Here is a 23,477-nt window from a genome sequence, read left to right on the forward strand (position 1 = left end):
GTCAGGCGCTCTTCTCGCTGACTTGCGCGGATGAAAACGTCGCCATCTGCGCCAGAAAATTGACGGCTGCATGCAACAAAGGCAACGCCAGCGCACTGCCGGTGCCTTCGCCCAGGCGCAGGTCAAGCTGCATTAGCGGACGTGCGTCCAGGTATTGCAGCATGCGGCGATGGCCATGCTCGTCGGAACAATGCGAGAACAGGCAATAGTCGAGAATGGCCGGTTGCAGTTTCGCTGCCGCCAGCAGCGCCGACGTGACGATAAAGCCGTCGATCAGCAGCACCATGCGGCGCTCGGCGGCCTTCAGCATGGCGCCGGCAATCATGGCGATTTCAAAACCGCCGAAGGTGCGTAGAATGTCCAACGGCGTGTCGACGCCCGCATGGCGTTGAACGGCTTGTTCGATCACGCGCTGCTTGTGGCGTATGCCCTCTGCCGCCAGACCGGTACCGGCGCCGACGCATTCGCCGACAGCAATGCCGGTGATCTTGTGCATGATGGCCGCTGCCGCCGTAGTGTTGCCGATGCCCATCTCGCCGAAACCGATGACGTCGATATGCGTCGCTTCCACCAGATCCATGCCATATTGCAGCGCCTGCTCGCATTGCGCAACGCTCATAGCTGGTTCTTCCGCAAAATTGCGCGTGCCGGGGCCGAGCTTCCGGTCGATCAAGCCTGCACGTCCGCCGAAATCATGATTCACACCGGCATCGACGATATGCAGTGCGCAATCGTTCTGGCGCGCGAAAACGTTGATGGCGGCGCCCTGCTGCAGGAAATTTTCCACCATCTGCCAGGTCACGCTTTGCGGGTAAGCGGAAATGTTTTCGGCGACGATGCCGTGGTCGGCGGCAAAAACGACGACGGCGGCGCGGTCGATGCGCGGCGCACGCGACTTCTGGATCAGCCCGATGCGATGCGCGACAAACTCCAGCACTCCCAAGCTGCCCTGCGGCTTGGTCTTGTTGTCGATCATGGCTTGCAAGGCCGACGCCAGGGCTTCGTCTTGTGTGGAAGATAATTGTGGAAGGCGCATAGCGGGATCACAGTCCTGTGACCTGAAATAAGAGCAATGTAGAAAGGACGTCAGTATAAGAGATAGCGGCGTCCTGCGAACGAATGTGGGAAATCCCGAGCAATCTTTACATTCCGTTTCCGCGAAAGTCTGTGCCGGTAAAAACGATAACGCGCAAGTTACGAAGTGCATTGGCGCCGGCAATCCGTCGCTGGTCACGGATGCGATCCGAATGATGGCGATACCGGCGTCGCCCCATTTCTTCTTCCGGTGCCATACAGTACTGGATGGTCTTGCCCTTAAGAAAAATACGATAACCCGAACGCCCTGGATCAGCCGTCACGCCAATGGAGTTCGGATATTTCCTGAATCATCGTCGCCAGCCGCCGAAAAAATGCTGCACATCATTCAAGTGGAACGATATACGACGCTTCCCACGCGGTATCGCCTGGTGACGACTATCGCCCCAAGGCTTTGCTGATGGCTGTCGTCAGGTCTTCAATCACGAACTTGGCGACATAGCCGTCAGCGCCGATATTCTTGACGTGGTCTTCGTTCGCGGAACCGGACAGGGAAGAATGGATCACGACCGGAATGATCTTCATCCCGTCATCGCGCTTAATGTTGCGCGTCAATGTGAAACCATCCATTTCAGGCATCTCCAGATCAGTCAGTACCATGGCGATGCGATCGGTGATAGGTACGCCCTGCGCTTTGGTTTCCTTATGGATTTCCTGAATTTTTTCCCAGGCTTCCTTGCCGGTCTTGTGCATCAGGAAAGGCAAGCCCAGTGCTTTTAATCCGCTCTCGACGAGCGAGCGCGCCACCTTGGAATCGTCCGCCGCAATGATGACCGAGCCCGGCTTAAGTTTAATGTGCTCCATCCCGGTCACCTCCATGTCGCGTTCGCTCGGCATGATTTCATGAAGGATCTGCTCGACGTCCAGCACCTGCGCCAGACGGCTGCTGCTCAAATCATCGTCGAGACGCGCAATGCTGGTGACGAAGTTACCGCCGGCCTTGGATTCGGCCGAGAGCACCTGACTCCATTCCAGCCGCACGATCTCATCGACGGATTCCACGGCGAAGGCTTGTGTGCTGCGGGCATATTCTGTGACGAGCAGGATATTCAGGCCGGTTTTCGGCGTGCAGCCGACCACCGCCGGCAGGTCGATCACAGAAATAATCTGTCCGCGGATATTGACCATGCCCAGTAAAGGAGATCTCGTGCCTGCAGCCTTGGTGATCTCCTGCATCGGCACGATTTCGCGAATCTTGAAGACGTTGATGCCGAACAGTTCGGAGCGTACGCCATGCGGATCCGCGCCCAGGCGAAACAACAGCAATTCGAACTTGTTGGAACTGGTGAGATTCGTTCTCTCGTCGATCTCTTTTTGAAATGCATCCATTGCCACGCCCCCCTGATGATGAACAATGCCGGCCGACCGATATATCAATGTAGAGTGTAATTGCTGAAAAAACAATTGAATCCAACAAAATGCGACATAAATCCGACGCTGGTTGCACAGCGGCGGTGCAGCGACGACGATGCTGTAAAAAGAAAAAATCCAGAGACGAAAAGAAAAAAGGAAGCTCATTTCTGAGCTTCCTTTTCATATATGGAGCGGGAGAAGAGTCTCGAACTCTCGACCTATACCTTGGCAAGGTATCGCTCTACCAACTGAGCTACTCCCGCATGGAGTGTGTTTGGAGGCGGGGGTCGGGATCGAACCGGCGTAGACGGCTTTGCAGGCCGCTGCATAACCACTTTGCTACCCCGCCAGGGGACACTTGTAACTGCTGTCAATTGCGACCGTTTTATCAACCGGCTTCAAAAGAAAACTTTGAAGTTTTTTCGGCTGACGCCAACTCTCACAATGAAAAAAGGAAGCTGTTAAGGCTTCCTTTAGTATTCTGGAGCGGGAGAAGAGTCTCGAACTCTCGACCTATACCTTGGCAAGGTATCGCTCTACCAACTGAGCTACTCCCGCATCAACAACAGAACGCTATTATAGGGTCTCCATAGAGGAAGTCAAGCGTTGCTTTTATTTTCTTGCACTTTTTTTATGAGTGGCCATGCCTTGCGCAGATAGTACAGCATCGACCACACCGTCAGCACCGCAGCAATCAGCAAGAGCCAGTGCCCCCACGCGCGCGTGTCGATGACCCCGAACAGATCCGCGTAAAACAATAACATTGGAATGGCGATCATCTGTGCCGTGGTCTTGATTTTCCCTAGCGAGCTGACCGCCACCGATTTGGACGCGCCGATCTGCGCCATCCATTCGCGCAGCGCGGAAATCGCGATTTCGCGACCGATGATGATGAATGCTATGATCGGATGTACGCGGCCCAGGTGCACCAGCACCAGCAGCGCGCCTGTCACCATAAGTTTGTCGGCGACCGGATCGAGGAAGGCGCCGAACGCCGAGGTCTGGTTCCAGCGCCGCGCGAGGAAACCGTCGAACCAGTCGGTGGCGGCGGCGACGATAAACACCGCCGTCGAAGCGATTCCTTGCTCGAAGCGCGAAAAACCCAGCTCCGGAACGTAAAACACGCCGACCACCAGCGGAATCAGGGCGACACGCAACCAAGTGAGCAAAATGGGGAAATTGAATGGCATACGTTTATTTATATTGTCTTCGACTGCTACTCGGATTGAAATTTACCGAGATAGTATCAGAGCCGCTTGATAAAACCTGTTACAGCAAGAAATGGATTGCTCACCTGCACATGCAGGCAATAAGGAAGAAATCAATGCGTCAATGCAATTGGCGATAAATCTCTTCAGCCAGCGTATGCGAAATACCCTCAACTGAAGCCAGTTCATCGATGCTTGCATCGGCCACGCCGCGCAATCCACCAAAGCGCGCCAACAGCTTTTGCCGGCGTTTGGCGCCGATGCCCTCGATTTCTTCCAGGCGCGACGTCTGCCGCGCTTTGGCGCGTTTGGCGCGCATGCCGGTGATGGCGAAGCGATGCGCTTCGTCGCGGATCTGCGCAATCAGCATCAGCGCGGCGGATTCCTTGCCCAGCTCCTGCGGCGCGCGACCGTCGACGAAGACCAGCGTCTCAAGGCCGACCCTGCGCCCCTCCCCTTTGGCGACGCCGACGATCAGGCTGATGTCGAGGCCAAGTTCGGTGAACACCTGGCGCGCCATTTCCACCTGGCCCTTGCCGCCGTCAATGAGTACGATATCGGGCATCGCACCTTCGCCGTTGGCGACTTTCTCGTAACGGCGCATCAGCACCTGGCGCATTGCAGCGTAGTCGTCGCCGGGTGTAATGTCGTTAATGTTGTAGCGGCGGTATTCGCCGTTCTGCATGGCGTGATGGTGAAACACCACGCACGAAGCCTGGGTCGCCTCGCCTTGCGTGTGACTGATGTCGAAGCATTCCACGCGCAGAGTTTCGATGTCTTCCACCTCGGTGCCAAGCGCATCGACCAGCGCGCGCGTGCGCGCCTGCTGCGAACCCTGCTCCGACAACAGCCGCGCCAATGCGATCTCGCCGCCCTTGTGCGCCATCTCCAACCACTGGCGGCGCTGGCCTTGCGGCTGGAAACTCAACGTAATGCGATGGCCGCATTGCTCCATCAGCGCCAGCATCAGGGCGGGATCGTCGAATTCGGTGTTGACGATCAGGTTGCCGGGAATGAACTTGTCGATATAGTGCTGTGCCAGGAAGGCTTTCAGCACCACTGATTCGAGCGACTCCTCGCCTTCGGCGATGGCGCCATCGACATGCGTCGGAAAATATGCACGGTCGCCGAGATGGCGTCCGCCGCGCACCATCGCCAGATTCACGCAGGCGCGGCCGCCCTGCACGATCACCGCGATGATGTCGATGTCGGCGTCGCCGCCGGTCTCCATGGTCTGCTGGTGCAGCACGCTCGACAGCGAGGTGATCTGATTGCGTACGGCAGCGGCCTGCTCGAACTTGAGTTCGCCGGCGTAGGCATGCATTTTCTTTTCCAGCGCATCGAGCACTTCACTCTGCCTGCCGCGCAGGAATTTCGAGGCATTCTCGACGTCGAGCGCGTAGTCTTCAGTACTGATCAGTTTCACGCATGGACCGCTGCAACGATGAATCTGGTGCAGCAGACAAGGCCGCGTGCGGTTGGAAAAAACCGTGTCTTCGCAAGTACGCAGCAGGAACACTTTCTGCAGGATCTGGATCGACTCCTTGACCGCCCAGGCATTGGGGAACGGACCGAAGTACTGGTTCTTCTTGTCCACCGCGCCGCGGTAATAGGCCATGCGCGGATAGGTGTGACCGGTGATCTTCAGGTACGGATAGGACTTGTCGTCGCGGAACAGGATGTTGAAGCGCGGCCGCAACGTCTTGATCAGATTGTTTTCCAGCAGCAGCGCCTCGGCTTCGCTGCGCGTGACCGTGGTCTCCAGCCGCGCGATCCGTTCGACCATCATGGCGATGCGCGGGCTGGTCAGTGTCTTCTGGAAATAGCTCGACACGCGTTTCTTCAGGTCGCGCGCCTTGCCGACATAGAGCACATTGTCCTCGGCATCGAAATAGCGATACACGCCCGGCAAGTGCGGCAGCTTGGCGACCGTCTCAAGGACGATCTCGCGCGGATCGAATGGCAAGGTATCGGACATGCTGATGAATGCGATGAAAAATTAAACCAGCACCTGCAACAGCTTTTTCGCCGCCAGGAAACGCTCGTCCCGTTGCAAGGCGTCCCAGTCCGGGGCCTCGGTTTGCGGCACCAAGGCGGCGATACGTGCCGCCGATGCCGGCGAAACGATAGTCTTCAGGCCGTTCAGCAACTGGTCGGCCTTGTCCGGAGAATTGCAGATCAGCACCATGTCGCAACCGGCCCGCAACGCCGCTTGTGCGCCATCAAGCGCGCCGCCGGCGACGCTGGCGCCGTGCATGCTGAGGTCGTCGCTGAAGATCACGCCCTGAAAACCAATGCCCTTGCGCAGAATACCCAGCCATTTCTTCGAGAAACCGGCTGGATGCTTGTCCACCTTAGGATAGATCACATGCGCCGGCATTACGGCGGTCAAGCTCATGCCGAGCCAGTCGTAGGGTGCGGCGTCGTCGCCGAGAATGTCTTTCAGCGGACGTTCATCGACGGGCAAATCGACATGGGAATCCGCCGTGACGTAACCGTGGCCGGGGAAATGCTTGCCGCAATTGGCCATGCCGGCCAGCGCCAGTCCATGGTTGAGGCTTTTCGCCAGCAATGTGACAACGCGAGGATCACGATGAAAGGAGCGGCTCCCGATCACGGCCGAACCGCCGAAATCCAGATCCAGCACCGGCGTGAATGACAGATCGACGCCACAGGCGCGCAGTTCCGACGCCAGGACATAGCCGACCGCGGTTGCCAGCTTGGTTGCCTGCAACACGTCGCGATCCCACAACTCGCCCAGCGTGCGCATGGCCGGCAAATGCGTGAAACCGTCAGTCTTGAAACGCTGCACGCGCCCGCCCTCATGATCGACGGCAATCAGCACGCCTGGGCGCGCGGAATGGATCGCCTGCGTCAAGGCCGCCAATTGCTTGCGGTTTTCATAATTGCGTGCGAACAGGATCACGCCGCCGGTCAGCGGATGCCGGATGCGACGGATATCTTCCGGCGTCAACGTCGTGCCGACCACGTCGAGCATGACGGGACCCAGTGATTGCCGTACCTGACCTGCTGCCTTCATGTTTTCTCCGCAATGACAAATGCGACCGCATACTCCGCTTCATCGGTAATCGAAACTTGCGCGGTCAGTCCGTTTGCTTCCATCCAGGTTTTCAGTTTACCGCTGCACACCACGATCGGCTTGCCGCTGGGTGCGTTCAAAGTCTGCATGGCACGCCACGTCATCGGCATGTGCATGCCCATGCCGATCGCCTTGGAAAATGCTTCCTTGGCGGCAAAGCGCGTCGCCAGGAAACGAATGCCGCGCGCTTCAACCTTGGCCTTGCGGCTAAGATATTTGGCCATCTCTTCCGGGCCGAGGATCTTTGCAGCAAAGCGGTCGCCGTGCCGCTCCAGAGCAGCTTTGACGCGTGAAATCTGCAGGATGTCGGTACCGATGCCGTAGATCATTATCAAGCTTTTCCGGCGGCGCCAAGGCGCGCCTTGAGCATGATCGCTTTCATGTCGCTGACGGCCTTGCGCCAGCCCACGAAAACAGCCTGCGCCACAACGGCATGGCCGATGTTGAGTTCCGCGATGTCCGGAATTGCCGCAATGGCCTGGACGTTGGTGTAATGCAAGCCGTGACCGGCATTGACTTTCAAGCCGTGGCGCATGCCTTCGAGTACGCTGGCCTTGACGCGTTCCAGTTCCTTTTCCTGTTCGGCCTGGTCGTGCGCTTCGGCGTAACGGCCAGTGTGCAGTTCGATCACCGGCGCGCCGGTTTCGGCGGCAGCTTTGATTTGTTCGTCATCGGGATCGATGAACAGGCTGACGCGGATGCCTTCTGCCTGCAATTGCCTCACTGCCGCCTGTACCTGCGCAAAATGCGCGACGACATCGAGGCCGCCTTCGGTGGTGATCTCAGTGCGTTTTTCCGGCACCAGGCAGGAATCATCCGGCTTGATGCGGCAAGAGAAATCGATCATCTCGCTGGTCACCGCAGCTTCCAGATTCATACGCGTACGCAGCAGCGGACGGATCGCTTCGACGTCGGCGTCGCGGATATGCCGGCGGTCCTCGCGCAAATGCAGCGTGATGGCGTCGGCACCGGCCTCCTCCGCCTGCAAGGCAGCCTGGATCGGATCCGGATAGGTGGTGCCGCGCGCGTTGCGCAGGGTGGCGATGTGATCGATATTGATGCCAAGCTCTATGGCGGGGCCGATTGGGTTCAGGAAGCTCATGGAATTATCGCGATGCGCTATGGGTTGATTGGGTGGACGGTGCCGGCGCGTCCTTGGAGTCGTTTATGTCAGCTATCGCAGCCGCCGGCTTCCACCGCCAGTGGAACACCAGCATTGTCAGACCGCCCGCCACCAGCCCCCAGAAGGCGGTGCCGATACCGAACAAGGACACGCCTGACGCCGTCACCAGGAAAGTAATCAATGCTGCCTCGCGCTGCTTCTCGTTCGACATGGCAACCGTCAGGCCGTTGGCGATGGTGCCGAACAACGCCAGGCCGGCGATCGCCATGATCAACGCTTTAGGGAAAGCCGTAAACAAAGCCACCACCGTGGCGCCGAACACGCCGGCGATCAGATAGAACACGCCGGCTGCAACGCTGGCCATGTAACGTTTGGACGGGTCTTCATGGGCCTCCTTGCCCATGCAGATCGCAGCAGTGATGGCAGCCAGGCAAATCGAAAAGCAACCGAACGGCGCCAGTATCAACGTGGTCACGCCGGTCCAGGTCATCAGCGGTGAGATCGGCGTGTGATAGCCGGAAGCGCGCATGATCGCCACGCCCGGTGCATTCTGCGACGCCATCGTGACGACGAATAAGGGAATGCCGATGCCCAGCAGGCTGGTCAGCGTGAACTCGGGCATCACGAATTCCGGCGCCGCCAAAGCAACGTGGAAAGTGTCGAACTTCAACAAACCCTGCGTAGCGGCGAAGGCGGTTCCGAGGACCAGAACAAGAATGATGGCGTAACGCGGTAACAATCGCTTGCCGATCAGGTAGACAGCGAACATCAGCAGCACCAGACCGAACTCGAGCTTCATGGCGACAAACACATCCATGCCGAAACGCACCAGAATGCCTGCGAGCATGGCGGCGGCAATCGAAATCGGAATGCGGTTCATTATTCGCGCAAACAATCCGGTAACGCCGCAGATCGTCACCAGCGCGGCGGAAAACATGAACACGCCGATTGCCTGCGACATACTCAAGCCAGCGAGACCGGTGATCAGCAAGGCGGCGCCCGGCGTCGACCAGGCGGTCACGACGGGCGTACGGTAGTACAGGGACAAACCGATGCAGGTCACACCCATGCCCAGGCCAAGCGAGAATATCCAGGAGCTAATTTGGCCTGGCGTGGCGCCTGCTGCTGCGGCGGCCTGAAAAATGATGGCTGCGGAACTGGTAAAACCGATCAGGACGGCAACGAAGCCCGCCGCTACGCCAGACAAGGAAAAGTCTTTGAGCACCTTGAACTCCTGAACTCAGAGTTGCGTCAGATCGATCAGAATCTGGCGTGTGTTCAGTTGCGCGCCGCCGAGATGGTGCGACAGTAGCGAGCGCATCAGGAACTTGCTCTGCGTCTGCGTGTTGGCGTCGCTGTAATCTTCTTTTTCCATATCGAGCAAGGTCTTGCCGGACACCTTGGGCCAGGCGTCGGAAAGACGCGGAAAACGGACACCATGCTCCGGATCGACGACATACGTTTCATCCGGCTCGACGGCTTTGCCGTTGGCGATGCATACGGTCCAGTCGCCGGCGACGCCGGTTTCCTTGAGCAAGGCGCGCTCGAACTTGCGCAGCACAATGGGTGCGGATTCACCGTGCGCCAACTGATTCAGCGTCGAGACATAGTGGTCGAACAAGGCCGGATGCGGATCGTCGCGCGCCAGCAGTTTGACCAGCAATTCATTGAGATAAAAACCGCATAGCAGCGCCGACTTCTCAAGCGGCAGCATGCCGCCGACCCATTCGGCAGCGGTCAGGGTGCGTACTTCGGACTTCCCGATCCAACTGACCGACAGCGGCTGAAAAGTCTGCAATACGCCGCGCAGCTTTGAATGCGGACGCTTGGCGCCTTTGGCGACCAGTGCAACGCGACCGTGATCGCGCGAAAACACGTCGACGATCAGGCTGGTTTCCTTATAAGGATAGCTGTGCAGCACAAAGCCAGGCTGGGCCTGGATACGCGTGTCTTTTTCCGGAACCTTGGCGCGGCGAGACGTGGCGCCGGGCTTCGTTGTCCGCTTGGGAGCGGCAGCATTCTTTGCATTGGCCAGCGCCGACTGAGTCGCCGCAGCGCTCAGCGCCTCGGCATCGAGTGGTTGACCAACAGCGGAATCGGCGATGATCGCGGCCATAGGTATATATTTTCGCTATTCGTAGCCGTAGGCGCGCAACCCGGCTTCGTTATCAGCCCAGCCGGATTTGACCTTGACCCAGATTTCCAGATAAACCGGACCGCCGAACAGGCGCTCCATGTCCAGGCGCGCCTGCGTCGAAATCTCTTTCAAGCGCGCGCCCTTGTTGCCGATCACCATGGCCTTGTGGCCGTCGCGCTCGACCAGGATGGCGGCGAAGACGCGGCGCAGATCGCCTTCCTGTTCGAACTTCTCAATCAGGACGGTGCTGGTGTACGGCAGTTCTTCGCCGACAAAGCGAAAGACTTTTTCGCGGACGATTTCCGATGCCAGGAATTTCTCGCTGCGGTCGGTGATGTCGTCTTCATCGAACATCGGCGGATTCAGCGGCAGCAGCTTGCGGATCTCGTCCTGCAAATGGTCGAGCTGGAAACGCTGCTTGGCGGAGACCGGCACCACGGCGGCAAAATTATGCTGGGATGCGACTTCCTGCGCGAACGGCATCAGCACGGACTTGTCCTTGTTGCGGTCGGACTTGTTCATCACCAGGATGCATGGCACGTTGGCCGGCAACAGGTCCATGACCTGTTTGTCGGCAGGGCCGAAAGTACCCGCTTCGATCACATACAGGATCACGTCGGCCGCCGTCAGCGTGCTGGTGACGGTACGGTTGAGCGTCTTGTTCAGGGCATTGCTGTGGCGCGTCTGGAAACCCGGCGTGTCAATGTAGACGTATTGTGTGTTGTCTATTGTCTGGATGCCGGTGATGCGATGGCGCGTAGTTTGCGCCTTGCGCGAGGTGATACTGACTTTGGCGCCCACCAGCACATTCATCAATGTCGACTTGCCTACGTTCGGGCGACCGACAATGGCGATGTATCCGCATCGATAATCGTTCGATGCGTCGGAAGGGGCTGTGATTTCTGTCATGCGGTTTTGCTTTGTGTAACGGCTGGCGAGACTTGCGCCTCGCTGCGGATGTCGTTCCGGTCGGCGGCTGCCAATGAAGCTTTGCTTTCGCTTTTGCCGTCGGTCGGTTTGGGGTCTGCTTTATCTTTATTGTCGACTTTATGTTCAGCTTTCGCGTCGACTTTTGCGTCCGCTTTCGGCTCGGCCTTGACGTCGGCTTTGGAGTCGGCTTTTGATTCAGTTTTTGCGTCGCTCTTCGGAGCATCCGCCCTGCCCGCCTTGAGGCTGGCCGGTTTCTCGGCTTTTACAGCAGGTGCATCCGCAACCAGCGGCAATGCCTCGCTCGGCGCATCGGGTTGGATCGTTGCGATACCGGCCAGTTTGAGTTGCGTGGTACGCGCGCGCGGTTTGCGCGTTGATGCAGGCGTTTTGACCAGCGCCGCCTGCACTGCCTCCAGCGCCAGTTTCGCGGCGGCTTGTTCGCCGGCGCGGCGGCTGCCGCCGGTGCCGAAAACCTGAATCTCCAGCTTCGGCACCAGGCATTCGATTTCGAATTCCTGGTTATGCGCGGCGCCATGCGTGGCGACGACGTTGTACTGCGGCAGCGGGATCTTCTTGCCTTGCAGGTATTCCTGCAACAACGTCTTGGCATCTTTGCCCAGCGTCTTGGGATCGACGGTATCGAGGATCGGAATGTACAACGAACGAATCACATCACGCGCAGCATCGAAACCGGCATCTAGGAAAATCGCGCCGAACAAGGCCTCCAGCGTATCGGCAAGAATCGATGGACGGCGAAAACCACCAGATTTCAATTCGCCTTCCCCAAGCCGCAAAAACTGCGACAGATCGAGGCGCTGGGCGATTTCGTACAAGGATTGCTGCTTGACGAGGTTGGCACGCAGGCGCGACAAATCACCTTCGTCAATCTTGTTGTAGCGGTCGAACAGGAGAGAGGCGACGACACAGTTAAGGATAGAGTCGCCGAGAAATTCCAGGCGTTCGTTATGCAAGCTGCTATGGCTACGATGCGTCAAGGCCTGCTGCAATAATGTAGCGTCCTTGAATACGTGCCCCAGCCGATTTTGCAATACTAATGGATCCATTTATTCATCCGTCGCTTAGAGATCCAGACCTGACGACAACTCATGAACACCGGCATGCATTGCCAGCATCCTCCGCCTTGTCTTACCTCTCAGGCCATCCGGCCCGTTACCTGCAACCTTCCGTCATATCGTTACCGAATATACAACGACCGGCCGGCAGTGGGATTTTCCTGGAATAGAGAAAAAACCGAGAAAAAGTGCCTTCTCTCCCGCCTCAAAAATGATGCCCGCAATAAACTTAATGGAAGCTGCCGATACGCTTCAAATTACCCAGATTCATCCAGACAAAAAATGCCTTACCGACAATATTCTCATCCGGCACAAATCCCCAGTAGCGGCTGTCCAGGCTGTTGTCGCGGTTGTCTCCCATCATGAAGTACTGGCCCGCCGGTACGGTACAGGCAAAACCTTCCGCGTTGTAGCTGCACAGTTCATGCTGAGGAAACGCGTCCGGGTTCGGCACAAAGTTGGGAGCGCGCTCATCCGTCAATATCTTGTGGTCAACACCGGTCAGGTCTTCCTGCCACTGCTTATAGTACGTCAGATTCTCATCATCCAGATAATCTGGCAATGGCTTATAAGAAACTTCTTTACCATTTACTGTTAGGTGCTTGTTTTTATAGAGTATTTTATCACCTGGCACACCAACAACGCGTTTAATGTAATCGACCGACGTATCCTTGGGGTATTTGAACACCATGACATCGCCGCGTTGCGGATCGTTGACGTTGACGATCTTCTTGTTCACGATCGGCAAACGAATGCCATAGGTGTATTTGTTCACCAGGATCAGATCGCCGACCAGCAACGTCGGCACCATCGAACTCGATGGAATCTTGAACGGTTCATACAGGAAAGAACGCAGGAAAAACACCAGCGCGATAACCGGGAAGAAGCTGCCAGAATATTCAATCCACGTCGGCTGCTTGAGCAAGGTCGCTTCCAGTGCCGCGCGACCGCTGGTGTCGCCCTTGATGCCTTCGCCGCTCAGCTTGGCGGCACGCGCATCGAATTCGGCCAATGCGGCATCAGCCTTGGCACGACGCTGCTTGGACCAGAAATACACATCCATAAACCAGATGATGCCCGTCACCACCATCAGGACAAACAGAATCAGCGCAAAATTGCCTAAGAGAGACTGCAGGTTCATTTTTCTTCCACTTGTAAAATTGCCAGGAATGCTTCCTGCGGAATCTCCACCGAGCCGACTTGCTTCATGCGTTTCTTGCCGGCCTTTTGTTTTTCGAGCAGCTTGCGCTTGCGGCTGATGTCGCCGCCGTAGCACTTGGCCAGCACGTTCTTGCGCAGGGCCTTGACATTCTCACGGGAGATGATGGTGGCGCCAATGGCGGCCTGGATCGCCACGTCGAACATCTGGCGCGGAATCAGCTCACGCATCTTGGCCGCGACAGCGCGGCCGCGGAACTGGCTGTTGGCGCGGTGCACGATGATGGCCAGCGCATCCACCTTTTCACTGTTGATCAGCATGTCGACCTTGACTACGTCGGCGGCGCGGTATTCCTTGAACTCATAGTCCATCGAGGCATAGCCGCGCGAGGTCGATTTCAGGCGATCAAAAAAGTCGAGCACAATTTCGGCCATCGGCATTTCATAGGTCAGTTGCACCTGCTTGCCGTGATAGCTCATGTTGATCTGCACGCCGCGCTTTTGCGTACACAGCGTGATGACCGAGCCGACATACTCTTGCGGCATGTACAAGTTGACTGTCACGATGGGCTCGCGCACTTCTTCGATCTTGGACGGCTCCGGCATTTTCGACGGATTGTCGACCATGAGGATGGAGCCGTCGCGCAGGACGACTTCATACACGACGGTCGGCGCCGTGGTGATCAGGTCCATGTCGAATTCGCGCTCGAGGCGTTCCTGCACGATTTCCATATGCAGCAAACCGAGGAAACCACAACGAAAACCAAAGCCGAGCGCTTGCGAGACTTCCGGTTCGTATTGGAGCGCGGCGTCGTTGAGTTTGAGTTTCTCCAGCGAATCACGCAAGGCGTCGTACTGGTTCGCTTCGACCGGGAACAATCCAGCGAACACCTGCGGCTGTACTTCCTTGAAGCCCGGCAGCGGCTCGGCCGCCTTGTTCGAAGCCAGCGTAACAGTGTCGCCAACCTTGGCGGCCTTCAATTCCTTGATGCCGGCGATGATGAAGCCAACTTGCCCTGCCGTCAGCACTTCGCGCGCCTGCGACTTTGGCGTGAAGACGCCGATACTTTCGGTCAGGTGGGTAGATTCGGTCGCCATCAGGAAAATCTTGTCCTTCGGACGCAAAGTGCCGTTGACGATGCGTACCAGCATAACCACGCCGACATAGTTGTCGAACCACGAGTCAATAATCAGCGCCTGCAGCGGCGCATCCGGATCGCCCTTCGGCGCCGGCACCTTGGCGATCAGCGCTTCGAGCACATCCTGCACGCCCAGGCCGGTTTTGGCCGAGCATTGTACGGCGTCGCTGGCGTCAATGCCGATGACTTCCTCGATCTCGCTCTTGGCATTGTCAGGGTCGGCCGACGGCAAGTCGATCTTGTTAAGGACCGGCACCACTTCCACGCCAAGCTCCAGCGCGGTGTAGCAATTGGCGACCGTCTGCGCTTCCACGCCCTGCGATGCATCCACCACTAGCAACGCGCCTTCGCACGCCGACAGCGAGCGGCTGACTTCATAGCTGAAGTCGACGTGGCCGGGGGTGTCGATCAGATTGAGGTTGTAGATGTTGCCGTCGAGCGCTTTGTACTGCAATGCCGCGGTTTGCGCCTTGATCGTGATGCCGCGCTCGCGCTCGATGTCCATGGAATCAAGCACCTGGGCTTCCATCTCGCGATTGGAGAGGCCGCCGCAAAGCTGGATGATGCGATCAGCGAGCGTGGATTTGCCGTGGTCAATATGGGCAATGATCGAAAAATTACGGATATTGTTCATTAAATTGCGAAAAACGATGAAAAAAGGCGCTCCAAAGAGGGAGCGACTCCCAATTGAGCGCCTTTACAACAGCTTTTGTTCAACTCGCCATTCTACCGGATTTCAGAGGCTAAAACCCGAATAAGCCATTGATAGCTTGTCATCAATACAGATTACGTTGCAGTCGACAGGACGGTGCTGCTTGACTGCGACGGCCACTCGGCTGTTTCCCTTTTGACCTCCATATTCCGGCGCAAATTAATCATTGCCAAGCAAATACTTTTCGACACCTGGGCCGTCGAGGAAATAGTGACAAAGCTGCACCGGTGGCTGCCCAGGCCTTTGTCCGAGCAACACCGGGACCAGCTCGTCATAGCGTTGCACAAGAACTTCGTCGGCGTCGACGTCGATCATTTCGACGGTGAAATCATGCTGCGACCGGAACCTCTCTAATGCGTGAAGCATGTCCTCGCATAAATGGCAATAAGAGCGGGAATAAATGATGAAATGAACGGCGGACATCTGCCCCCCCAGGCTTGCCACAATGAAAAGGCTGCACCCCGTACGGGCATGCAGCCTCTTGCCTGAAACAAAATACGCTGAATCTAGTTGCCGCTGGAACTCGGTCGCAAAGGCACGAACTGAGAAGAATCGCCACGGCGCACCAAGACCGCCGCGCGCTTCTTCGGGTCCAGCTTGGCGACCAGTCCATTGAATTGCTTGGCATCCTTGATGTCGACATCATTGAGACGCTGGACCACATCACCTGCGCGCAAACCGGCAGTTGCTGCGACGCCTACAGCCGACTCGACCAGCACGCCACTGTCGACTTTCAACTCCTTCTTCTGGGCATCGGTCAAATCGCTGACGACCAAACCCAGCGAATTGGGTGTCGCTTCTGGCTTCGGCTTCTTTTCCTCTATCTTGGCAGGCTTGTCAGGCTCGATCTCGACGATAGTCAAAGGGACATCGCGAGCGCTGCCCTTGCGCCAGATATTGACCGTCGCGCGCGAACCCGGTTTGGTGCTGCCGACCATGCGCGGTAAATCGCTTGGTTTCTCGATGGCCGCACCATTGAATTTGAGGATAATGTCGCCGGCCTCCAATCCGCCCTTCTCTGCCGGACCGCCCGGTTCGACGCGCTGCACCAATGCTCCCTGCGCCTTGGACAAGCCAAGCGACTCGGCCACATCTTTAGTCACTTCGCCGATTTGCACGCCGATGCGCCCGCGCGTCACGCGACCACTGGCTTTCAATTGATCTGACACGCGTAACGCTTCATCAATGGGCACCGCAAAGGAAATTCCCATGAATCCCCCCGAACGGCTGTAAATCTGCGAGTTGATGCCAATCACTTCACCCTTCAGATTAATCAGTGGTCCGCCGGAGTTGCCCGGATTGACGGCAACGTCGGTCTGGATCAGCGGCAAATAATCGCCGGTGTCGCGCGCCTTCGCCGAAATGATCCCGGCAGTGACAGTATTTTCCAGGCCGAACGGCGAACCGATCGCCAGTACCCATTCGCCGGCACGAATCTTGTCCGAATCACCAATGACCAGGCGTGGCAGATTGGCGCCGTCAATCTTCAGCAACGCCACATCGGTGCGCGTGTCGGATCCGATGATTTTGGCCTTGAATTCGCGCTTATCGGTCAGTGTCACATACACGTCGCTGGCGCCTTCGACGACATGCGCGTTCGTCATGATGTAACCGTCCGCCGAAATGATGAAACCAGAGCCTACGCCACGTGGCACTTCTTCCTGCTGCTGAGAGCCGCCCCCCTTGCGATTGTTGCGCGGCGTATTCGGCGTATTGGGCTGCTCCTGGCGCGGCATCGGCACACCGAAAAAGCGGCGGAAAAACTCCTGCATCTCTTCGTCATCGGTACCGGCCTGCGACTGACCGGTTTTTACGCGCTCTGTCGTGCGGATGTTGACCACCCCCGGCCCCGTACGCTCGACAATATCGGCAAAATCTGGCAACCCGGCAACAACAGGTGCCGCGACCGCCGCATTCAAACCGGTCAGCACAGGTGACAAGACGAGGAGCGAAGCACTCAGTAACGACAACGACAAGACCTTCTTTGCGGGGATCATCATGTGCATTTTTTGTATTATTTGGATTTAAATTCTATGGAATCCGACACTTGCCGAATCGCCGAACCAGGCACTTCGCCGACCACGGTGAGCCAGTAATCCCCCTGGCGACGGCCAACAATATTCATGGCCCCCTGCTGCATGGCCCCCTCGGTACGGCTTTGGGAGCCCGGCTCAATGAAGACCGAAATCGCAGCCAGTCCGTCGGAAAACACAATCTGCGACACTTCACGCTGAGTAGTCACGCCGTGTTGGGTTGCAGAAGTACCGGTATTCTGAGTATCGGAGATCAGGCGTTTTACTTCCTGAATCTTCTTGAATCCCGGCGGTGGCGTCACCGACCAACCGGAAAGATTGACCTGACTCATCACCGAATTCTCGATGTGCCAGCCATTGGTATTGGTAAAACTCGGCTTGACGCGGTTATGATCGATATTGCCAATCTCGATCTGAGTGAAGGATATCTGCTCCACCACCTCATTCTTGGCATCAAAAGTCTGAGCGCGCAGCAGCAAACCGGTTGCCTTGTCAGCCCATAGTTTGTAGCCGTAGCGCAGCTTGTCCTTGGGTTCCAGAATCACTGCCTGACAGTCATGCCCGGCTACACGCCCGGCCTCACCCATTTTGACGCTGTAATAATCAACCAGATCGGTGGGATTGGCAGCGAGAATGGCCGGAAAAACATCACGTGTAACGCGTTTTTCGATCAGGACTGTTTTCGCTTCGGGGACATAACAGGCAACATCGTCATTATTGCGAATATATTCGCGCGGTTTGCCGTCGAGGACTTCCAACTTTTCAATTTCGTTCTTGCCGGACAATATATGCGTGATGCGCGAAGTACGCATCTGATTGGACTGCTGATAAACGAAAGTACCGGAATAATTGAGCCGCTGCGCTGCGGACTGGATTTTTTTGAGTAAAACCTGTGCGTCCTGATTGTTATTTACTTTTGCCGGCAATGCATTCTCCGCCCGGGTGGAGAATGCAATGAATGCCGACAGAAAAAGAACGGCCCGGAGCAAACCCTGTGTCTGCCGCATATTATTTATCTGAGTCAATTGCGAAGGCCGCCGAACGGGCATATTGGACCGAGCTGTACATGGAAGGCGAGAAACGCTGGTGCGCCAGCAGATAATCGTCAATGCGCGGATCGCGGGCCACCTCGCCCTGCTGCGCCAGACTGCTGACTTGTACCGGTCCCTGCGACGCAGCCGATTTGGCCGCCACGGCAGCAACGGCGGAGGGTGCAATCACCGTCGGTGCTGCCAAACCGTTATTGGCCATGGTCACCGATTGCTGCGGCGCCGTCACAAACACGACCGCTACGACCGCTGCCGCAACCGCCGCGCCAGGCATGACAAAACGTCGGACGAAGCGCTTGCGGAACAAAGCACCATTGCCATTGACGACGGCAGGCACAATAATCTGCTCAGCAGCAGTTTTCAACTGTGGGGCGATGATCGCAGGCTCTACGTCGAGACGTGCCCGCATTTTGGCGGCGAAACCGTCGCTGAGCGAAAAAGCCATTTCATCAGAGCGCAAGACATCACCAATCTGATGATACAGATCCCATGTCGCCTGCTCTTCAGGCTGACGCAACACGACCAGAGCCATGTTGACGTGCTCATCAACCAACTCGCCGTCGGCCAATGCCGAAATCTGTTCTCTGCTAATTTCTTTGGTATCCATAAGTAGTCACCCGGCCACAAAATTTCAGTTCCATCACCCGCTCTTGTTTTTATGTCTTTTATCGACGTCTATGACGTCATATAACGCATAACTCTTGTACTTTGCATACAGCCTACCAGCGTTTGTCGAGCGCAGTACCCAACAAAGGCCGCAACTTCTCCGCGATCGCTTCACGGGCCCGAAAAATCCGGCTGCGCACCGTGCCTATCGGACATCCCATGGCATCGGCGATTTCATCGTAGCTCAATCCCTCTATCTCGCGCAGGGTAATCGCGGTCCGCAATTCTTCCGGTAAGGCTTCCATGGCAATATTGACCGTCTGGGCAATTTGCTTGGTCGCCAGCATAGACTCAGGAGTATTTATGTCTCTTAGGTGCTCTCCGTCGTCAAAAGTTTCAGCCTCTTCCGCATCGGCTTCCGTCGACGTCGGCGCCCGGCGCCCCATGGTCACGAGGTAGTTCTTCGCCGTATTGATGCCGATCCGATACAACCAGGTATAGAACGCGGAATCGCCACGAAACTGCGGTAGCGCGCGGTAGGCCTTGATGAATGCCTCTTGCACGACATCCTCCGCTTCCGCCTGATCTCGGACCAGACGCGATACGAGCCGCATCAGTTTCCGTTGATATTTGGCAACTAATAGCTCGAACGCCTTCTTGTCGCCACGCTGCACGCGCTCGACAAGCAGTTGATCAATTTCGCGTTCCGTCGTCAAATCCAGTTTCCTTGTTTTTTTGTCATTTCTATGCGAACCGAATCATTGACCATCTGCAATGCAATAAATTCGGCAAGCGTACTATCTTTTCAGCTTTTTCGTGAATTGTATGCTTGTCAGGCGTTGTTATTATGACTTGCAACCCAGCGGCAAGCCACTTGCAACGCCCGAAAAGTTTCTTTGGGAACGGAGTCCGGTAATACCGGGATGGTGCGCACCCGGCCATTTTCGAGCTTTAGCCTCAACAACAGCAAATTCGGCCAGACCGTGGAGCCCGCCAGCAATTGCGCCAATCCCCCACTCATGACTTGCGAGCCTGCCTTGACGCGTACCGTGGCATGGTGCTCGACCAATCTGATTTGCCCGGTACCGGAAATATGCAGCCAGACTGCCTTGCGATTTCGCAGCACAAGCCAGAACGCCAATGTCGCCGTCACGACACACGCCGCCGCGAGAGAAATCCTGAAAACAAAAGACAGTTGCCCGACCAGAGCAAAAGCGAAGATGACGCCAATGAGCGCCACGACAATGGCAGCCGCAGCCATCACGATCAAGAGCAGACGGGAAGGTTTGATATCCGCAGAAACTGCTATCGACATATAAGTTGGAATGGAAAAAACAAAACTCGGCTTTCAACCGAAAGCCGAGTCAGGTTTATACCTTGCCGAACACCAACGTGCCGTTGGTACCGCCGAATCCGAATGAATTCTTGACGGCGATATCGATCTTCATGTCGCGCGCCTGGTTTGCGCAATAATCGAGATCGCACTCCGGATCCTGATTGAAGATATTCATCGTCGGAGGAGAGATTTGATTATCCAGAGCCAGCACGGTGAATACCGATTCCAGTCCGCCTGCACCGCCCAGCAAATGGCCCGTCATGGACTTGGTGGAATTGACGACCATCTTGTAAGCATGATCGCCAAAGGCCGCCTTGATCGCCTCGGTTTCATTCTTATCGCCCAGGGGCGTGGATGTACCATGTGCGTTCAGGTACTGGACTTCATCCCGATTCACGCCGGCATCGCGCAAAGCCGACACCACGCAGCGACGCGGACCATCCAGATTCGGCGCAGTCATGTGGTAAGCATCGCCGCTCATGCCAAAACCCAGTACTTCGGCATAAATCTTGGCACCGCGCGCCTTGGCGTGTTCGTATTCCTCCAGCACCATTACGCCCGCACCTTCGCCCAGGACGAAACCGTCGCGGTCCTTATCCCAAGGACGGGAAGCGGTGGCCGGGTCGTCATTGCGGGTAGACAAGGCACGCGCCGAAGCAAAGCCACCAATACCCAGCGGCGAAACGCTAGATTCCGCGCCGCCGGCAACCATCACGTCGGCATCGCCGTATTGAATCATGCGGCTGGCGGAGCCAATACAATGCAATCCCGTCGTACAAGCAGTGACGATGGCCAGATTAGGCCCCTTCAGACCGTATTTGATGGACAAGTTACCGGAAATCATATTAATGATCGAAGCCGGAATGAAGAAAGGGCTAATGCGACGCGGGCCGCGATTGGTCAACTCTTCATGCGTCTGCTCGATCAGCGGCAAACCACCGATACCAGAGCCGATGATGACGCCGATGCGCTCGGCATTTTCATCTGTGACTTCCAAACCACTATCCTGCATGGCCTGGATACCCGCCGCCATACCGAAATGGATAAAGGTATCCATGTGGCGCGCTTCTTTGGCGGGAATGTAGTCTTCGATGTTGAAGCCCTTCACCTCTCCCGCAAAATGCGTGGAAAAAGGAGTGGCATCAAACTTGGTGATGGTGGCAATGCCCGACTTACCTTCCTTCACGGCGCCCCACGCGTCGGCAACCGAATTGCCAACGGGTGAAATGCAACCCAGACCGGTAATAACTACACGACGTTCACGTGAGCGGCTCAAGCAATTCTCCTAGAGTCGTTCAAAACCAACTTAGGCCTTGACGTGTGCCTTGGCGTAATCGATCGCCTGTTGCACGGTTGTAATCTTTTCAGCTTGTTCGTCAGGAATTTCCATTTCGAACTCATCTTCCAGCGCCATAACCAGTTCGACAGTGTCGAGCGAGTCAGCGCCCAGATCGTCCACGAACGACGATTCGGTCTTGATGTCTGCTTCAGCGACGCCCAGTTGCTCAGCGACGATCTTTTTAACGCGTTGTTCGATATCGGACATAAGTGCCTCCAGTGGATAGGTTACAAAAGTGCGCGCATTTTATCAGGTTTGCACGCCAAAAATTTACTTTTAAGTATTCTTAACAAGAATAAGTAAGTCGCTGCCATTTGCGTCTAAAGACGCTTAATTCATATACATGCCGCCATTGACATGCAAGGTCGTGCCGGTGATATAGCCTGCCTGCGGCGAGGCCAGGAAGGCCACAGCCGCCGCGATGTCCTCGGGAGCGCCGAGGCGTCCCAGGGGAATCTGTTGCAGCAAGACGGCGGTTTGCTGCTCGCCCAGCACCTTGGTCATGTCGGTATCGATGAAGCCGGGTGCAATGCAATTGACGGTAATGTTGCGACTACCGATTTCGCGTGCCAGAGCGCGACTCATGCCCGCCACGCCAGCCTTGGCGGCAGCATAGTTCATCTGTCCCGCATTGCCGGTTGAACCGACGACCGAAGTAATATTGATGATGCGGCCGTGCCTGGCCTTCATCATTCCGCGCAATACCGCACGCGATAGGCGCCCGACTGCGGTCAGATTCGTCGAAATGACATTATCCCACTCTTCGTCTTTCATGCGCATGGCCAATTGATCTTGCGTGATGCCGGCGTTATTGACCAGAATCGACAAGCCGCCGAATTCCTTTTGCACCTCGTCGATAACAGCGCCGCAGGCAGCAGCATCATTGACGTTGAGGACGACGCCCTTGCCGCTGCCGGGCTGCGCTTGGTCAAGATATTCGCTGATGGCGGCAGCGCCGGCTGTCGACGTTGCTGTACCGACAACCTTGGCGCCCTGGCGCACCAGTTCAAGGGCAATCGCGCGGCCGATGCCGCGGGAAGCGCCGGTGACCAGCGCAATTTGATTTTGCAGGTTTTGAACGCTCACTTCAGCAACTCCAATACTTTGTCCAGGGAGGCCTGGTCGACAATCGCTTCGCCGATCAGGTCGCCGTTGATACGCTTGGTCAAGCCGGTCAGCACTTTGCCGGGACCGCACTCGATCACATGGGTAATTCCCTCCGTCGACATCTTTTGCACGGTTTCCACCCAACGGACTGCACTGGCGGCCTGACGCACGAGCGCATCCTTGATCGCAGCCGGCTCGCCGACGATGGCGACATCGACGTTATTGATCAACGGCAATTGCGGCGTGGAGAACTGTACTGCGGCAAGGTAAGCCTGCAAGCGATCCGAGGCCGGCTTGAGCAGCGACGAATGGAACGGCGCGGAAACCGGCAGCGGCAACGCGCGCTTGGCACCCCTGGCCTTGGCGACTTCGCAGGCGCGCTCGACCGCAGCTTTGTGGCCAGCGATCACGACTTGCGCCGGCGCATTGAAGTTGACGGCTTCGACCACTTCGCCTTGCGCAGCTTCAGCGCACACGGCGCGCACGTCGTCGTCCGATAAACCCAGAATCGCCGCCATACCGCCCTGCCCGACCGGCACGGCTTCCTGCATGGCTTGCGCACGGAAGCGCACCATCGGCACCGCATCCTTGAAAGCGATCACGCCGGCAGCCACGAGAGCGGAATATTCGCCCAGGCTGTGACCGGCTACCAATGCCGGCGCCTTGCCGCCGGCAGCCAGCCAGGCGCGATAAAACGCCACGGCGGCGGTCAGCATGACCGGTTGGGTATTGGTGGTCAAATCGAGGTCTTCCTTCGGACCTTCGGCGATCAGTTTACCGAGATCGAATTGCAGCGCCTCCGAGGCTTCTGCAACCGTCGCCTTGACCACTTCATTGTCGGCAAATCCATTCAGCATTCCGATGGCCTGCGAACCCTGGCCCGGAAAAACAAAAGCAAATTTTGTCATGCTCTATTTTGTCGTTAAAAAATTTGTTCAAATCGTCGGCTCACGCCTCTGCCGCAACAGGCAATCGCGAC

General features: G+C 56.8%; 23 protein-coding genes and 3 tRNA genes. All 26 read right to left on the minus strand.

Annotated elements, in window-relative coordinates; translation table 11 throughout:
- Position 1: 1 nt before the first annotated feature.
- Entirely contained in the window at positions 2-1,036 is a 1,035-nt protein-coding gene (gene cobT, locus RV1423_RS00700) for a nicotinate-nucleotide--dimethylbenzimidazole phosphoribosyltransferase (protein WP_034292033.1), read from the minus strand.
- 437 nt (positions 1,037-1,473) lie between these two features.
- Positions 1,474-2,424 carry a chemotaxis protein gene (locus RV1423_RS00705; RefSeq protein WP_034292036.1) on the minus strand — a complete coding sequence of 317 codons (951 nt, stop codon included), beginning with the start codon at positions 2,422-2,424 and terminating at the stop codon, positions 1,474-1,476.
- A gap of 211 nt (positions 2,425-2,635) precedes the next feature.
- Positions 2,636-2,711 (minus strand) — tRNA-Gly (locus RV1423_RS00710).
- Between the two features lie 12 nt (positions 2,712-2,723).
- Positions 2,724-2,797 (minus strand) — tRNA-Cys (locus tag RV1423_RS00715).
- Positions 2,798-2,930: 133 nt separating this feature from the next.
- Positions 2,931-3,006: transfer RNA gene (locus tag RV1423_RS00720), tRNA-Gly, on the minus strand.
- Between the two features lie 41 nt (positions 3,007-3,047).
- Complete coding sequence (gene pgsA / locus RV1423_RS00725) at positions 3,048-3,638, minus strand: CDP-diacylglycerol--glycerol-3-phosphate 3-phosphatidyltransferase (protein WP_034292038.1); 591 nt, start codon at positions 3,636-3,638, stop codon at positions 3,048-3,050.
- A 139-nt stretch (positions 3,639-3,777) separates the two neighbouring features.
- Complete coding sequence (gene uvrC / locus RV1423_RS00730; protein ID WP_034292041.1) at positions 3,778-5,634, minus strand: excinuclease ABC subunit UvrC; 1,857 nt, start codon at positions 5,632-5,634, stop codon at positions 3,778-3,780.
- A gap of 21 nt (positions 5,635-5,655) precedes the next feature.
- Positions 5,656-6,696, minus strand: coding sequence for a beta-N-acetylhexosaminidase (gene nagZ, locus RV1423_RS00735; protein ID WP_034292044.1), 1,041 nt, complete (start codon positions 6,694-6,696; stop codon positions 5,656-5,658).
- Positions 6,693-7,085, minus strand: coding sequence for a holo-ACP synthase (gene acpS / locus RV1423_RS00740; protein WP_034292047.1), 393 nt, complete (start codon positions 7,083-7,085; stop codon positions 6,693-6,695). Before acpS ends, nagZ begins: the two co-directional genes overlap by 4 nt.
- Before the next feature lie 2 nt (positions 7,086-7,087).
- Entirely contained in the window at positions 7,088-7,858 is a 771-nt protein-coding gene (gene pdxJ / locus RV1423_RS00745) for a pyridoxine 5'-phosphate synthase (RefSeq protein WP_034292049.1), read from the minus strand.
- Between the two features lie 4 nt (positions 7,859-7,862).
- The gene (locus tag RV1423_RS00750; RefSeq protein WP_034292051.1) at positions 7,863-9,104 is read right to left on the minus strand and encodes a benzoate/H(+) symporter BenE family transporter; all 1,242 of its coding nucleotides are present in this window, start codon (positions 9,102-9,104) and stop codon (positions 7,863-7,865) included.
- Between the two features lie 15 nt (positions 9,105-9,119).
- Positions 9,120-9,995: a DNA repair protein RecO gene (gene recO / locus RV1423_RS00755; RefSeq protein ID WP_034292053.1), complete on the minus strand. Its 876-nt coding sequence runs from the start codon at positions 9,993-9,995 to the stop codon at positions 9,120-9,122.
- Positions 9,996-10,010: 15 nt separating this feature from the next.
- Entirely contained in the window at positions 10,011-10,925 is a 915-nt protein-coding gene (gene era, locus RV1423_RS00760; protein ID WP_034292055.1) for a GTPase Era, read from the minus strand.
- On the minus strand, positions 10,922-12,010 hold the full coding sequence (gene rnc / locus RV1423_RS00765) for a ribonuclease III (protein ID WP_034292058.1): 1,089 nt from the start codon (positions 12,008-12,010) through the stop codon (positions 10,922-10,924). Before rnc ends, era begins: the two co-directional genes overlap by 4 nt.
- A gap of 238 nt (positions 12,011-12,248) precedes the next feature.
- Positions 12,249-13,160, minus strand: a complete 912-nt coding sequence (lepB, locus tag RV1423_RS00770; protein ID WP_034292060.1) for a signal peptidase I — start codon at positions 13,158-13,160, stop codon at positions 12,249-12,251.
- The gene (lepA, locus tag RV1423_RS00775; RefSeq protein ID WP_034292062.1) at positions 13,157-14,950 is read right to left on the minus strand and encodes a translation elongation factor 4; all 1,794 of its coding nucleotides are present in this window, start codon (positions 14,948-14,950) and stop codon (positions 13,157-13,159) included. Before lepA ends, lepB begins: the two co-directional genes overlap by 4 nt.
- Positions 14,951-15,187: 237 nt before the next feature.
- Positions 15,188-15,451: a glutaredoxin family protein gene (locus RV1423_RS28855; protein WP_081768628.1), complete on the minus strand. Its 264-nt coding sequence runs from the start codon at positions 15,449-15,451 to the stop codon at positions 15,188-15,190.
- An 83-nt stretch (positions 15,452-15,534) separates the two neighbouring features.
- Positions 15,535-17,028, minus strand: coding sequence for a DegQ family serine endoprotease (locus RV1423_RS00785; protein WP_373419939.1), 1,494 nt, complete (start codon positions 17,026-17,028; stop codon positions 15,535-15,537).
- A gap of 14 nt (positions 17,029-17,042) precedes the next feature.
- Positions 17,043-18,068 carry a MucB/RseB C-terminal domain-containing protein gene (locus RV1423_RS00790; RefSeq protein ID WP_034292067.1) on the minus strand — a complete coding sequence of 342 codons (1,026 nt, stop codon included), beginning with the start codon at positions 18,066-18,068 and terminating at the stop codon, positions 17,043-17,045.
- A gap of 1 nt (position 18,069) precedes the next feature.
- On the minus strand, positions 18,070-18,717 hold the full coding sequence (locus tag RV1423_RS00795; protein ID WP_034292068.1) for a sigma-E factor negative regulatory protein: 648 nt from the start codon (positions 18,715-18,717) through the stop codon (positions 18,070-18,072).
- A gap of 112 nt (positions 18,718-18,829) precedes the next feature.
- Positions 18,830-19,432 (minus strand): RNA polymerase sigma factor RpoE, encoded by a 603-nt coding sequence (gene rpoE, locus RV1423_RS00800; protein ID WP_034292069.1) that lies wholly within the window; start codon positions 19,430-19,432, stop codon positions 18,830-18,832.
- A 116-nt stretch (positions 19,433-19,548) separates the two neighbouring features.
- Entirely contained in the window at positions 19,549-20,031 is a 483-nt protein-coding gene (locus RV1423_RS00805; RefSeq protein ID WP_034292070.1) for a protein YgfX, read from the minus strand.
- A 55-nt stretch (positions 20,032-20,086) separates the two neighbouring features.
- Positions 20,087-21,328, minus strand: a complete 1,242-nt coding sequence (gene fabF / locus RV1423_RS00810; protein WP_034292072.1) for a beta-ketoacyl-ACP synthase II — start codon at positions 21,326-21,328, stop codon at positions 20,087-20,089.
- Positions 21,329-21,358: 30 nt separating this feature from the next.
- The gene (gene acpP / locus RV1423_RS00815) at positions 21,359-21,598 is read right to left on the minus strand and encodes an acyl carrier protein (protein WP_007881445.1); all 240 of its coding nucleotides are present in this window, start codon (positions 21,596-21,598) and stop codon (positions 21,359-21,361) included.
- A gap of 123 nt (positions 21,599-21,721) precedes the next feature.
- A complete protein-coding gene (fabG, locus tag RV1423_RS00820) occupies positions 21,722-22,477 on the minus strand; it encodes a 3-oxoacyl-ACP reductase FabG (protein WP_034292075.1) in 756 nt (251 codons plus the stop codon).
- On the minus strand, positions 22,474-23,406 hold the full coding sequence (gene fabD / locus RV1423_RS00825) for an ACP S-malonyltransferase (RefSeq protein ID WP_034292078.1): 933 nt from the start codon (positions 23,404-23,406) through the stop codon (positions 22,474-22,476). The genes fabG and fabD overlap by 4 nt, the downstream gene beginning before the upstream one ends.
- Between the last annotated feature and the right edge of the window lie 71 nt (positions 23,407-23,477).

This window comes from Herbaspirillum sp. RV1423, assembly GCF_000577615.1.
Lineage (GTDB): Bacteria > Pseudomonadota > Gammaproteobacteria > Burkholderiales > Burkholderiaceae_D > Herbaspirillum.